Consider the following 14,124-nt stretch of genomic DNA (forward strand, 5'->3'; position numbering starts at 1 on the left):
GGGGAAGGCTTTTGTTTAACACGATATCTCGACAGTTAACGCTGTCTGCAGTCGTACTTATGCTTCTGATGGCGGCCAGTATTTACGGCGTAATGGCGTGGCGAGGTCAGCCGCTGGTTATCGATGCGAGCCAGTCATTGATAGAGCGTACGGGGGGCTCGATTGTCAATGCGCTCAATGGTCAATTAGCCCGGGTCGAAGGCAATACATCGAGCTTGGCGGCTTTGGCCGAATCGCTGCCGCGTGAAGAAGCCATTTACCTTGAGGCCTTGCCAAATGTCGTTGATGACAACGGCAATGCCACGGTGGCGGGCGGCGGTATTTGGCCTGAACCCGGCGCATTTTCCTCGGGTGTCGAGCGCTTTAGCTTTTTTTGGGCACGCAATGCCCAGGGCGAGCTGGAGTTTTTGGATGACTATAACGCAAGCGATATTGCCGCCTATCATGATGAGGCATGGTACAGCAGTGCCCGTGATGCGACCCCCGGGCAGTGTGTTTGGTCTGCTGCTTATCGCGATCCGGCGACCGGCGTCGCGATGGTGACCTGTAGTGTGCCTTATTACCTCGATAATGACTTTGCCGGTGTGGCCACCATTGATATGCAGTTAAACGGTGTTGCTGAGTTTCTCGCCGAAAATGGTGGTGGAACGGGCGGCTATGCCTTTGTACTGGATAAAGATCACAACGTGATTGACCTACCGGGCGTTGAGCAGGCGTCGGATGAAATGCGCGGCCTGGGCGATTTAGTGGGGGATATGCCTTGGCTTCAGCCCGTTGTAGAGGCTGTTGAGGCTGGCCGTGATGAGGCCAATGTAGAAAGTGCGGGCGTATTGGACGAGCCTGCGGCAGTGCGTTTGTTTGATATGCCAGACACTGGCTGGACACTCGGCTTGGTAACGCCTAGCGAACAGGTAACAGCCTTGGCGCGCACCTTAACGCGTGATTTATTGATGTTTATTTTACCGCTGTTGGCGCTGCTGCTCGCGCTAGGCTGGTGGGGTGGGCGTATCTTGTTACGTCAGATTCGCAGCACTACTGGGCAGATTGATCAACTGGGCCAGGGCGGTTCCAGTCGTGAACTGACCATTTATCGCGATGATGAAATCGGCGAGCTACGCGGTGCTGTGAATCGCTACGCGGAGAAGTTGCAGCGCCTGTTTGGTGATGTGCGTGGCGTAGCGGATGCCATTGCCAGTGAATCGACGGAAATTGCCGCGGGCAATACCGAGCTTTCTAGCCGCACTGAGCAGCAAGCGGCTTCTCTGCAAGAGACTTCTTCTACGATGGAAGAGATGGCCGCTACGGTGAAGCGCAATGCTGATAACGCTCAAGAGGCGGATCAGCGAGCGAAAGAGTCAGCGGAAAAAGTGAAACAGGGTGGAGAGCAGGTATCACGGCTGGCGCAATCCATGGAGGCTATCAACGCAAGCTCTACTGAGGTCTCTTCGATAGTCAATGTGATTGAAAACATTGCCTTCCAAACCAATATTTTAGCGTTAAATGCCTCTGTAGAGGCGGCGCGAGCCGGTGAACATGGGCGTGGCTTTGCCGTAGTGGCCAGCGAAGTACGTGAGCTGGCGTCGCGTAGCGCTGCTTCTGCCAGAAACATTAATGGGCTGATTAAAACCACCTCAGAGCAGATTGCCACCGGTAGTGGCTATGCTCAAGCAGCTGAATCCGCCATGAAAGATATCGTGGTGGCGATTGAAGAGGTTACTGCACGTATTAGCGAAATCAGCCAAGCGTCTGGCGAGCAGACCAACGGTATTGATGAGATCAACCGGGCGGTCACGCAAATGGATACGGTGACGCAGCAAAATGCCGGGTTGGTTAGCGAAGCGGCGAGTGCTGCCAATGAGCTGTCATTACAGGCTCAGCGCTTAAAAGGGCTGTTAGACGAGTTTCACGGTAGTTCTCAAGAAGCGTCATCTACGGCAGCGCTATCTAATGCATCAAACGAAAGGTATCAATTAACATAGCGGGCCATGTTAAGTGGCCGCGTGTCCGCTTATCAGCCGCCCCAACAGGGGCGGTTTTGTTGTCAAGGTAGGATATGATCGACATGGATATTCAAGTAGCGGAAGGAGACGTCGAGCGTCTCTCCCTGCGCGACTACACCGAAAAAGCGTACCTCGACTACTCGATGTACGTCATTCTCGACCGCGCCTTGCCCAATATTGGCGACGGCATGAAACCCGTGCAGCGGCGGATAATTTACGCCATGCGTGAGCTGGCGCTGCACGCCAACGCCAAGTACAAAAAGTCGGCGCGTACCGTCGGTGACGTGCTGGGTAAATTCCACCCCCATGGCGACAGCGCCTGCTACGAAGCCATGGTGCTGATGGCGCAGCCGTTTAGCTATCGCTACCCGCTGGTAGACGGCCAAGGCAACTGGGGTAGCCCCGATGACCCCAAATCCTTCGCCGCCATGCGCTACACCGAAGCCAAGCTTTCCAAGTTCGCCGAAGTGCTGCTGGGTGAACTGGGTCAAGGCACCGTCGATTGGGCTCCCAACTTTGATGGCACCATGCAGGAGCCGCTGGTACTGCCGGCCAAGTTACCCCATGTGCTGCTCAATGGCGGCACAGGGATTGCGGTTGGCATGGCCACCGATATTCCTCCCCATAATGTCTCGGAAGTGGTCGAAGCCACCTGTCATCTGTTGCGCAACCCCAAGGCGACCACCGCTGATTTAATGGAATTCGTGCCCGCACCGGATTTCCCCACCGATGCGGAAATTATTACTCCGCCTGCTGATCTGCGAAAGCTTTACGAATCCGGTCGTGGCTCGGTCAAGCTGCGCGCCCGCTACATCCGCGAAGAAGCCAATATTGTTATCACCGCCGTGCCCTATCAGGTCAGCGGTGCCAAAGTATTGGAGCAGATTGCTGCGCAAATGCAGGCCAAAAAGCTGCCCATGGTGGCTGACCTGCGCGATGAGTCGACCCACGAAGAGCCTACTCGCCTGGTCATCGAACCGCGCTCTAACCGCATTGACGTAGAGTCGTTGATGGCGCACCTGTTCGCCACGACTGACCTGGAAAAGAATGTACGGGTGAACATGAACGTGATCGGCCTGGATGGCCGCCCACGGGTGATGCCGCTGCCCGAAATGCTGGGTGAGTGGCTGCAGTTCCGGCGCAGCACGGTGCGCCGTCGTTTAGAGCACCGCTTAGGCAAAGTCGAAGACCGGCTGCATATCCTGGAAGGCTTGCTAATTGCCTACCTTGATCTGGACGAAGTGATCCGCATTATTCGCGAGGAAGACGACCCTAAAGCCTCGCTGATGGCGACGTTTAGTCTCTCCGAACGCCAAGCCGAAGCCATTTTAGAGCTGCGCCTGCGTCACCTTGCCAAGCTCGAAGAGATGAAAATTCGTGGCGAGCAGGATGAGCTGGAAAAAGAGCGCAAATATCTAGAGGGGCTGCTGGGCAGCGAAGCCAAGCTCACTACGCTGATTGAAAAAGAGATCCGCGCAGCAGGTAAAGAGCATGGCGATGAGCGTCGCTCACCGCTGGTCGAGCGCGAAGAGTCCAAGGCGCTTTCAGAAGTAGAGCTGCTGGGCGCTGACCCGATTACCGTGGTGCTCTCCGATAAAGGCTGGATTCGGGCGGCCAAGGGGCACGATATCGACCCCGAGGGGCTCTCCTATAAAGCCGGGGATAGCTTCCAACTGGCGGCGAAAGGTAAAACCAATCAGCCGCTGGTGCTGCTGGATGACACCGGTCGTGCCTATACGCTGTCTGCTCACAATCTTCCCAGTGCGCGGGGGCAGGGGGAGCCGGTCACCGGTCGCGCGAACGTTGCCGCTGGGGCGAAAATGGCGGGACTGATGTTCGCACCGCCGGAGCGGCGCTTCGTGCTCGCCACTGACGGCGGTTATGGCTTTGTGGCACGGCTCGATACACTTACCGGTAAAAACAAAGCCGGTAAAGCGGTGCTTAGCCTGCCCAAAGGCTGCAATGTGATGGCGCCGGTTGAAGTGCCAGAGGGCGACGAGCTGTGGGTTGCCTCGGTTTCAAACGAAGGCCGGCTACTGCTGTTTCCCTTGGATCAACTACCGGAAATGTCCAAGGGCAAAGGCAATAAGATGCTCGATATCCCTGGCCCACGCGCTGCCCGCCGGGAGGAGTTTGTTACCGGCATTGTGGTTCTCGCTGCCAGTGATGCGCTGATGATTCATGCTGGTAAGCGCAAGCTAACCCTAAAAGCCGACGATTTAGCTTATTATCGTGGCGAGCGTGGCCGCCGCGGTAGCAAGTTGCCCCGTGGCTTCCAGAAAGTCGACCGTTTAGAGGCAGGAGAGTAAATAATGGCAGGAGCTAAGTGATGGCAGGCGGTGACTTGATCCTAACCGTTTTAGCGGCACGTTTAAACGCAGATATTCAATCCCAGGTAGATGCACTGATCGTGCAGTTTGGCCTACAAGAAAAGAGCACCCAGCGCCTTGCCGACGCCTCGTTACAGCAGAATAAGTGCATCGACTGTATTGAGTACCGTCTGGTAGGTGAGGTGGATATTGAAGCTGTCCGCAATGCGGCATTGGTACTGAGCGAAACCCTGAGTGTCGATATTGTTGTCCAAGCGAATACTCGCGATCACGTTCAGCCCCGTTTGGTGTGTTTCGATATGGACTCCACGCTGATCAAAGCTGAAGTGATTGACGAACTGGCCCGCCGCCATGGTGTGGGTGATGAAGTCGCAGAAGTCACCGAGCGTGCCATGCGCGGCGAGTTGGATTTCAAAGCGAGCTTTCGTGAGCGGATGAGTAAACTTGAAGGTTTGGATGAGTCCGTGCTGGCGGAGATCGCTGAGGAATTGCCGCTAATGGAAGGCGTAGAGCGCTTAATGGTTAACCTGAAGCACTTAGGTTTTCGCACCGCCATCCTCTCCGGCGGCTTCACCTACTTTGCTCGCCACTTACAGGAGAAGCTGGGCTTTGACGAGATCCATGCCAATGAACTGATCATCGAAAATGGCAAGGTAACCGGCGAAGTAAGTGAACCGATCGTCGATGCCGAGCGCAAAGCCGAACTATTAGAGTCCATTGCTCAGCGTGAAGGTTTTACCCTGGGTCAAACGATTGCGGTAGGGGATGGCGCCAATGATCTGAAAATGCTTGCCAAAGCGGGCATGGGGATTGCGTTTCGGGCCAAGCCCCTGGTGCGTGCCCAGGCGCGCCAGGCGATTTCAACCTCGGGCCTTGATGGCGTGCTCTATCTACTGGGCTATCACCAGCAGGATTTAACCCCGTAAATTCTGCTTTGGCACAGTCGCGCAAAATGTCATTGCGAGGAGCTTGCGACGCGGCAATCTCAACCTGCGCAGGCGCAGTTCAACCCAAGATTGCCGCGCTTCGCTCGCAATGACAGATTCAGGATTGCCGCGCTTCGCTCGCAATGACAAAAGCGAGGTTGCTTAGCTTTCAGCCATGGCCTTTATCCGGGTGGGGTACCGGTTTATCGCCGACTTCTTCCGGGCGCAGCTCTACTGGCTTACCCTGGGTTTTATCAGCGTGCTTTAAACGCAGGTGCAAGCCGGACTTGGCCAGCAAGTGGGCGCTAACGGGGGCGGTAATGAACAGGAAGAGCGTAATCAACATTTCCTGAATATCGGGTTTGCCATCCACGCTCCAGAAATACATCATCGAAGCGATCAGCATACAGCCGATACCCAGAGTGGTGGCCTTAGTCGGGCCATGCAGGCGCATATAAAAGTCACGCAAGTGGGCCATCCCTAGCGAACCAATAAACACAAAGATGCCGCCAGCAACCAGCAGCAGCGAAATAACCGCCTCTATTACTCCTGACATAACGCCCCCTGGCATGAGCCTTTCTGGCATAGCGGCTGCCTCTTTATGGAGGCGACGATCACGGTACTCATTCGATAATATCTCCGCGCAGAATATATTTGCACACCGCAACGGTACTGATGAAACCTAGCATCGCGATCAGCAGCGCCGACTCGAAATAGGTTTTGCTGTTCAGCCATAGTCCCAGCAGCACGATCAGTGCAATCGAGTTGACGTACATAGTGTCCAGGGCGAGTACCCGGTCGGGCAGGCTGGGGCCGATGGTAAGCCGGTAGAGATTCATCAACAGTGCCATCACCACCAGGGATAAGGTGATATAAAGCGCAATGCTCAGCATTCGTAAATCTCCTTGAGCGGACGTTCGTAGCGCTCACGAATCTGGTTAATCAGCGCCTCCTCATTGTCTACATCTAAGGCGTGAATCAGCAGTGACTTGCCATCCAGGCGCAGATTGGCGGAGACAGTACCGGGAGTCAGGCTAATGGTGCTAGCCAGCAGCGTGATAGTAAATCGATCCTCTAGCATTAATGGATATTCAATAAAATGAGGTTTCATCCTTCGCCAGGGGTTGGCAATCAAATACGCGACTTCGAAATTGGCCACTACGATATCGCCTAGTACTCGAAGTACAAAGCGCAGTAAGGCGAGAGGCTTAGAGATCCGGGGGCGTGCATCCCAAAAGCGGTGGGTCAGCAGAGGGATCAAAATGGCTAACGAGCCACCGAGTACGAATTGACCAAAGGCGTAGCTGCGTACCAGCAGCAGCCAAACGACGAGCAGTAGTATCGATAAAACAGGCGTGGGTAGCCAGGAGCGCGGAGCAATCATTGGGCATCTCCAGCATCAGGTAGTAGCGTGCGAATCAGCACCTGGGGGTTGGCTAATTGCTCAGCCGTGGCTTGAGTGTAGCTGCTCACTGGCCCGGCCATGGCGACTAATAGAGGGGCTGCACTCAGCAGCCAAATAGCCCCAAACCACTGGCAATGGGAAAGCGGCGTACCGCTGATCGTGCCCCGGTGGCTACGCCAAAACAGCGTAGAGCCGGCCCGGGAGAGGGCTATCAGCGAGGCTAAACTGGTTAGCAGCAGCAGCGGCCATAGCCATAGTCGCTGGGTGCCTTCGGCAGCATTGAGCATCAATGCTTTGCCGAAAGCGCCGGAGAACGGCGGGATGCCTGCGACGGCGATAGCGCCGACAAAAAACAACATGGCGAGTGCTGCGCCCTGCACCATAGGGCGGCCCTTGACTATGCGAGTACCCGCTTTGCCACGCTGGAGGCCAATCATTTCCGCTAGCAGGAACAGACCCCCGGTGATCAACGTAGTGTGGATCAAATAGTAGAGTAGTGCAGAGACCGCCTGTGGCGAGCGCATGCCGATACCCGCCAGCAGCGTGCCCACTGACACCAGCACTAAATAAGCAACCAGCAGTCGTAAGTCCCTTGCGGCCATTACCCCAACGCCTGCGGCAGCCAGGGTAGCGAGCGATAGCCACCACACCCAGGGCTGTTCCAGCGCCTCCAAACCGCCAGCGCTATCGCCAAAAATGAGCGAGTAGACGCGCAGAATGGCGTAAATGCCCACTTTGGTCATGATGGCAAACAGCGCCGCCACTGGCGCGGGGGCCGAGGCGTAAGCTTTGGGTAGCCAGAAGTAGAGCGGCAGAATGGCGGCTTTTAACCCAAACACGACCAGCAGCATCAGTGCCCCAGCGCTCACTAAGCCGTCACGCTCTTCGGGTAGTTCGGCTACCCGGATCGCCATATCGGCCATATTGAGCGTGCCTGTTGCGCCATACAGAATCCCCACTGCAATCAGAAACAGCGAAGATCCCGCTAGGTTGAGCACCACGTAGTGGACGCTGGCTTGAATGCGCGCTTTACCGCCGCCGTGAAGCAGCAGGGCGTAGGACGCCAGCAGCAGAACTTCAAAAAAGACAAACAGGTTAAACAAATCACCGGTTAAAAAAGCACCGTTAATGCCCAGCAGTTGCCACTGAAAAAGGCCGTGGAAGTTGCTGCCTTTTTCATCGTCACCAGCGCAGGCAAACACCACTGCGCCAACGGCCAATACGGCAGTCAGCAGTAGCATTAACGCCGAGAGGCGATCGAGTACCAATACGATGCCGAACGGGGCTTGCCAGTCACCCAGCGCGTAGTAGGTGATCTCCCCACTGGCGGCTTGGCGTAATAGGCCTATCGCAACCAGCAGCAGTAGCACCGTGGCCACAACACTCACCGTGCGCTTGTAACGCACTAATCCTTGGCGCTGATAGAGCAGCAATATGCCCGCGACTAGCGGCAGAACGACAGGGAAAACAATTAGATGCTGCATCATTCTCGGTCTTCCTTTTTACCGTCGACGTGGTCGTTCCCCACTTCACTCCGCGCCCGCATGGCCAGGATCACCACAAACGCCGTCATCGCAAAGCCAATCACTATGGCCGTGAGCACTAGTGCCTGGGGCAACGGGTCGGCGAAACCTGCACCCTCAGAGACAATGGCAGCGCCATCAGTGGTTAATCCCCCCATCGAAAACAGGAACAAATTCACTGCGTAAGAGAGCAGCGTAAGGCCCACCACGACCGGGAAAGTACGGCCGCGTAACGTTAGATAGAGGCCAGAAGCAGTCAATACACCGGTGGTCATCGCATAAAGCAGTTCCATTAACGAGGCTCCTTGGCAGAGGTGGCGGCGGCGCTGGCATCTGCATCCTGTTCGCTTGCTTCGGTCACCGGGCGGTGAGCGGTGGTGACCTTACCAAGGTTGGCAAGAATCATCAGCGTAGCGCCCACCACCGCTAAGTAGACACCCAGATCAAAGAGCAGCGCGGTGGCCAGTTCAAAGGTACCGATGAGTGGTAGGCTGAAATAGCCAAATGCGGATGTTAAGAACGGGTGACCAAATAGCCAGCTACCCAGCCCGGTTAGAGTGGCTATCGCCACCCCAATGACGGCTACCGGTTGGAAAGGGAAGTCCAAACGTTCTTGCGCCCACGCCACACCCCGGGCCATGTACAGCAGGATCAAGGCTACCGCAGTAATCAACCCCGCGATAAAGCCACCCCCTGGCTGGTTATGGCCGCGCAGGAAGATAAATGCAGATACCAACAGCGCTAGTGGCAGCAGCGTCATTGAAATTGACGTGAGTACCGCTGGGTAGCGGTCAGGTGACCATACCCGGCCTTCGCCGTCACTGTGCGGCATAAACAGGCGTAAGCGGTTCAGCAGCTTAAATATCGCCAGGCCAGCGATGGCGAGTACGGTGATTTCACCCAAGGTGTCGAATCCCCGGAAGTCGACCAGAATCACATTGACCACATTGTAGCCACCACCACCGGGCTTGCTGTTTTCCACAAAGAAACTGGAAATCGACAGCGTCTCGCGGGTCATGACCGCGTAGTTAAGGCTGGCAATCACCAAGCCTAGCGTGCCTGCCAGCAGCATATCGCGAACGTTGCGCAGTGGGCTGGATTCGCGCGGGGTCTTTTGGGGCAAGAAAAATAGCGCCAGCATCAACAGGATCATGGTCACCACTTCCACCGAAAGCTGTGTCAGCGCTAAATCGGGTGCTGAGAAACGAGCAAAGGTGAGCGCCACAAAGAGCCCGACGACCGATAGCATCAGCAGAGAGATCAGCCGGTAGCGGTGAGTGGCAGCGGTGGCCACGCCGCCAAACATCAGCATCCCCGCCCCGAGTATGAGGATACCATCCAGCTCTTGATTGCCAGCAGCACCCGTTAAGTCAGTGATCTGAACCAGGCCGATCCCACCCATGACTAATGCGCCTAGCCAGAGCCAGCCCACATAACGCTGTAGCGAATTGCCTTCAAGCTTGGCAATAAGCTGCTCGGCGCGATAGCCCATGGAGACAAGCATGCGCTCAAACACCCGCCGGGCATCGACCCCGGCAAACTGCTGGGTAAATCGACGCACCTCGCCATAGCGCCAATAGAGTGCAATACCCACCACAAAGGCGAGCAAACTCATGATGAGCGGTAGATTCACACCGTGCCAAATAGCCAGATGGAAATCCAGTGGGCTACCAATCACCGCTTGGCTGGCGAGCTCTAATAATCCCGTTGCCATAAAAGCCGGGAACAGGCCCACTACCACGCACAGGGCTACCAATATTTCTACCGGAAAACGCATAAGGTGCGGCGGCTCGTGGGGCGATTTCGGTGGTGCTTCACGTGCCGGTTTGAAGAAAACGGCGTGCACCAAACGCAGCGAGTAAGCCACAGAGAGGATACCGCCCAGTGTTGCCAGCGCGGGCAATAGCCAACTAAGGCCGCCTAACACGGGCGTCGCTAGCGCTTCGGTGAAGAACATCTCTTTGGATAAGAAACCATTAAATAGTGGTACGCCCGCCATTGAGGCAGCCGCTAGCGTGGTCAAGAGTGCCGTCACTGGCATGGCTTTTTTCAGCCCGCCCAACTGTTTCAGCTCCCGGGTGCCGGTCTCGTGATCGATAATGCCGGCACTCATAAACAGTGCGGCTTTAAAGGTGGCGTGATTCAGAATGTGAAACAGGGCAGCTAAAATCGCCATGGGGCTGCCGATACCCAGCAGCACGGTAATCAAGCCTAAATGGCTAACAGTGGAGAACGCCAGAATACCCTTTAGGTCGGTCTTCATCAGTGCAAACCAAGCGCCATATAGCATGGTGATGATACCGACCAGGGAGACCACCACGCTCCACAGCTCGCTACCCGCGATGGCGGGGTGCAGTCGTGCCATCAGGAAAATGCCCGCTTTAACCATGGTGGCCGAGTGCAGATAGGCTGATACTGGCGTGGGTGCCGCCATGGCGTGGGGCAACCAAAAATGGAACGGGAACTGCGCTGATTTGGTAAACGCCCCCAGTAGTACCAAACCCAGCATAAGCGGGTAGCGGGAATCCGCCAGAATCACTTCGCTGCTAGCCAGTACATCGCCCATATTGAAGCTGCCCGCCATATCGCCCAACAGCAGTAAGCCCGCCAATAGCGCAAGGCCGCCTGCGCCGGTAACAGTGAGCGCCATGCGTGCGCCTTTACGGGCATCCGATTGGTGTGACCAGTAACCGATCAGCAAAAACGAAGAGAGGCTGGTTAACTCCCAGAATAGCCATAGCAGAATCAGGTTGTCCGACATTGAAATACCTACCATTGACGCCATAAAAAGCATCAGGAAGGCGTAGAATCGGCCATAGGGTTCGTCTTTGGCTAAATAGTAGTGAGCATAAAGAATAATCAGCAGACCGATGCCGAGTATCAATAGGTTGAACAGCAGCGATAGCCCATCCAGGCGGAACGCCAGGTTCAGTGCCAGTTCCGGCATCCAGGTGACCGAAAAACGTAGCTGCTCGCCATCTAAAAGAGCTGGCACGTTGAGTAGCGTCATTACTAGGGCGGTAGCGGGCAGTACCGCCGTTGCAAGGGAACAGAAACCGCGCCCGCGCCGTGCGGTGAGTGCCGGCACCAGTACGCCTAGCAGAGGCAATAAGGCTATCCAAAGCAGTGTCATGGGGATCATCCAGCGGCTAAAGTAAAAAAAGTCAAAAGAGTACCAACAGGGCGTCTAAAGAGGCGTTCTGGTGGCGTAGGATACATCAAGTGAAACAACAGGATATCACTTGTGTAGCAGGTGTGTAATTTTAGTATAAAGTGTGCGGATTAACCGTTGAGAGATTTTTTGTTACATGAGTGAGTCCTTTACTACCTGGCAGGCCCGATTTGAAAAGCTACGCTCTAATAAGCTTTTTGAAGCGATGGTGATCGCCATTATCGTCATTTCTGCCCTGGTGATCGGGGCAAAAACCTACGACGAAACCACTCAGGTTGAGCAGTGGCTGCTTTATCTCGATATCGCGGTAACGATATTTTTCCTGATTGAGATTTTAATCAGAATGGCCGCGGAGCGCAGCCTGCTCGACTTCTTCAAAAAGGGCTGGAACGTTTTTGACTTCCTGATTGTGACTGCCAGTCTTATCCCCATGGATGACTCGGAAATGGTGCTACTGGCCAGGCTGCTGCGCATTTTCCGGGTACTGCGCCTGGTGTCGATGATTCCTGAACTTCAGATGCTACTTAGCGCCCTGGTGAAGTCGGTGCCACGGATGGGCTATGTGGTACTGCTGATGTTTATCATCTTCTATATATACGCTGCCATTGGGAGCTTTCTGTTTCACAATGTAGACGAGGGGCTGTGGGGCAATATTTCCCTGGCCATGCTAACTCTATTTCAGGTGGCGACCTTTGAGAGCTGGGCCACCGCTGTGCTGTATCCGGCCATGGAGGTCTACCCCTACGCTTGGATATATTTTCTCACCTTTATCTTTTTGAACGCCTTTATCTTTCTCAATATGATGATTGGTATTGTGCTGGACGTGATGCAGAAAGAGAGCGCGCAAATGGCGCTGGACAACGGCGAAGGCGAAGAAGCCGAGCTGCAGTCGCTGCGCAATGATGTTCGCGGGCTGAAAGCGCAGCTTGACCGTATGGAGTCAGCGCTCTCTCAAGCATACTCGACAGCCCCAACACACCAGAATGACGCGGGCGGTAAGCACAGCGATAAGCCCACAACTGACTGATTTTAGGAGAGCCGCCATGATGTTGACTGATCCTGCCAAAAAGTATCGCCCCTTTGTGGCCGTTGATCTGCCCGACCGCCAGTGGCCGAGCAAGCGTATTGAAACAGCGCCTGTCTGGTGTAGCGTTGACCTGCGCGACGGTAACCAGTCGCTGATCGACCCTATGGATCAGGAGCGCAAACAGCGCTTATTCGACATGCTGCTAAGTGTCGGTTTTAAACAGATAGAAGTGGGCTTTCCGTCAGCCTCCCAAACCGACTTCGATTTCGTTCGTTCGCTGATTGAGCAGGATAAAATTCCTGAGGATGTGACCATTCAAGTGCTAACCCAGGCACGTCCGCACTTAATTGAACGCACCTTTGAAGCGCTACAAGGCGCCAAAAACGCTATCGTCCACGTCTATAACGCTACCGATCCCATGTTTCGCCGGGTAGTGTTCAATGTCGATAAAGCTGAATGCGTGCAAATCGCCGTCGAAGCAACCCAGCAGATTCGCGCGCAGATGGACGCCGCACCAGAAACCAACTGGACGTTCCAGTACTCGCCGGAACTCTTCACTACCACCGAGATGGACTTTGCCGTTGAGATCGTCGAAGCGGTCATGGACGCTTATGGCACCCGCGCCGATAAGCCCATGATCGTGAACCTGCCTGCCACGGTAGAAGTCGCCACGCCCAACAACTACGCCGACCAGATCGAGTGGTTCTGTCGCCACGTCAAAAACCGCGACCACTTGATTGTCAGCGTTCACCCCCATAACGATCGCGGTACCGGCGTTGCGGCGGCAGAGCTGACGCTGATGGCCGGAGCTGATCGCGTTGAGGGTACGCTGTTTGGGAATGGCGAGCGCACCGGCAACGTTGATATCGTCACCCTGGCGATGAATATGTATACCCAGGGCGTTAACCCCCAGCTCGATTTTTCCAATATCACGCCCATCATGCGCGAAGTGGAGTACTGCAACCAACTGCCGGTGCATCCGCGCCACCCCTACGTGGGCGATTTGGTGTTTACCGCCTTCTCCGGCTCTCACCAGGATGCGATCAAAAAAGGCATGGCGGATCGTCGCGCCAACCCTGATGCCGTTTGGGATGTGCCTTATTTGCCTATCGATCCGCTGGACGTGGGCCGTAGCTACGAAGCGGTGATTCGGGTTAACAGCCAATCGGGTAAAGGCGGTGTTTCCTACCTGCTTGAGCAGGAACACGGTATTGAGCTACCGCGCCGGCTTTCCATCGAGTTTAGTCAGGTCGTTCAGGAAGTGGCAGAGCGCACCGGGCGTGAGATCACCTCGCAGATGATCTATCAGGCGTTCTCGGATGAGTATTTAGAGCAGCGAGTGCCCTTTGCATTAGTTAACCACCGTTTGTCGTCTGAACCCGACAGCCCCAAAGTCACGCTGGACGCCGTGATTGAGGAGAGCGGCACACGGCAAACGTTAAAGGGCGAGGGCAACGGCCCGTTAGCGGCCTTTGTTAAAGCACTGGCAGCCGCAGGGCACGATGTAGAGATTATTGACTACCACGAGCACTCCCGTGGCCAGGGCGCCGACGCTGAAGCGATCGCCTATGTGGAAGTGCGTATCGACGGCAAAGCGGTATTCGGTGTAGGTAACGATGAAAGCATTACCAGCGCGTCGATGAAGGGGGTATTGAGTGCGATCAATCGCCACTATTCGACCCAGCCTGCGGCGGCCAACGTAACGGCAGAGACGTTGGGGTAATACTGCAGTTACCAGTTG

General features: G+C 55.4%; 11 protein-coding genes. 5 read left to right on the top strand and 6 right to left on the bottom strand.

Going from position 1 to position 14,124, the window contains the following annotated elements; genetic code table 11:
* Window positions 1–11: 11 nt before the first annotated feature.
* From E0L35_RS08380 to serB, 3 genes are all read left to right on the top strand, one after another.
* Window positions 12–1,979 (top strand): methyl-accepting chemotaxis protein, encoded by a 1,968-nt coding sequence (locus E0L35_RS08380; protein ID WP_249362110.1) that lies wholly within the window; start codon window positions 12–14, stop codon window positions 1,977–1,979.
* 74 nt (window positions 1,980–2,053) lie between these two features.
* Entirely contained in the window at window positions 2,054–4,309 is a 2,256-nt protein-coding gene (parC, locus tag E0L35_RS08385) for a DNA topoisomerase IV subunit A (protein ID WP_233974806.1), read from the top strand.
* 20 nt (window positions 4,310–4,329) lie between these two features.
* The gene (gene serB, locus E0L35_RS08390) at window positions 4,330–5,256 is read left to right on the top strand and encodes a phosphoserine phosphatase SerB (protein ID WP_138800044.1); all 927 of its coding nucleotides are present in this window, start codon (window positions 4,330–4,332) and stop codon (window positions 5,254–5,256) included.
* 169 nt (window positions 5,257–5,425) lie between these two features.
* On the opposite strand, the gene E0L35_RS08395 is transcribed toward serB, so the two are convergent.
* The 6 genes from E0L35_RS08395 to E0L35_RS08420 all read right to left on the bottom strand — a co-directional run bounded on the left by E0L35_RS08395 (window position 5,426) and on the right by E0L35_RS08420 (window position 11,317).
* A complete protein-coding gene (locus E0L35_RS08395) occupies window positions 5,426–5,812 on the bottom strand; it encodes a Na+/H+ antiporter subunit G (protein WP_027959043.1) in 387 nt (128 codons plus the stop codon).
* Between the two features lie 67 nt (window positions 5,813–5,879).
* Window positions 5,880–6,149 carry a K+/H+ antiporter subunit F gene (locus E0L35_RS08400; RefSeq protein WP_138800045.1) on the bottom strand — a complete coding sequence of 90 codons (270 nt, stop codon included), beginning with the start codon at window positions 6,147–6,149 and terminating at the stop codon, window positions 5,880–5,882.
* Complete coding sequence (locus E0L35_RS08405) at window positions 6,143–6,640, bottom strand: Na+/H+ antiporter subunit E (RefSeq protein ID WP_138800046.1); 498 nt, start codon at window positions 6,638–6,640, stop codon at window positions 6,143–6,145. Before E0L35_RS08405 ends, E0L35_RS08400 begins: the two co-directional genes overlap by 7 nt.
* Window positions 6,637–8,148 (bottom strand): monovalent cation/H+ antiporter subunit D, encoded by a 1,512-nt coding sequence (locus E0L35_RS08410; RefSeq protein ID WP_138800047.1) that lies wholly within the window; start codon window positions 8,146–8,148, stop codon window positions 6,637–6,639. Before E0L35_RS08410 ends, E0L35_RS08405 begins: the two co-directional genes overlap by 4 nt.
* Entirely contained in the window at window positions 8,145–8,477 is a 333-nt protein-coding gene (locus E0L35_RS08415) for a Na+/H+ antiporter subunit C (protein ID WP_022523997.1), read from the bottom strand. The genes E0L35_RS08410 and E0L35_RS08415 overlap by 4 nt, the downstream gene beginning before the upstream one ends.
* Entirely contained in the window at window positions 8,477–11,317 is a 2,841-nt protein-coding gene (locus E0L35_RS08420; RefSeq protein ID WP_138800048.1) for a monovalent cation/H+ antiporter subunit A, read from the bottom strand. The genes E0L35_RS08415 and E0L35_RS08420 overlap by 1 nt, the downstream gene beginning before the upstream one ends.
* 175 nt (window positions 11,318–11,492) lie before the next feature.
* Here E0L35_RS08420 and E0L35_RS08425 point away from each other — a divergent pair, with 175 nt between their 5' ends.
* Together E0L35_RS08425 and leuA are read left to right on the top strand one after the other, a co-directional pair.
* The gene (locus tag E0L35_RS08425) at window positions 11,493–12,383 is read left to right on the top strand and encodes an ion transporter (protein WP_138800049.1); all 891 of its coding nucleotides are present in this window, start codon (window positions 11,493–11,495) and stop codon (window positions 12,381–12,383) included.
* A gap of 16 nt (window positions 12,384–12,399) precedes the next feature.
* Window positions 12,400–14,106, top strand: coding sequence for a 2-isopropylmalate synthase (gene leuA / locus E0L35_RS08430; protein ID WP_138800050.1), 1,707 nt, complete (start codon window positions 12,400–12,402; stop codon window positions 14,104–14,106).
* Window positions 14,107–14,124 lie beyond the last annotated feature (18 nt).

The sequence above is a fragment of the Halomonas sp. ATBC28 genome, from assembly GCF_005937175.1.
Taxonomy (GTDB): domain Bacteria; phylum Pseudomonadota; class Gammaproteobacteria; order Pseudomonadales; family Halomonadaceae; genus Vreelandella; species Vreelandella titanicae.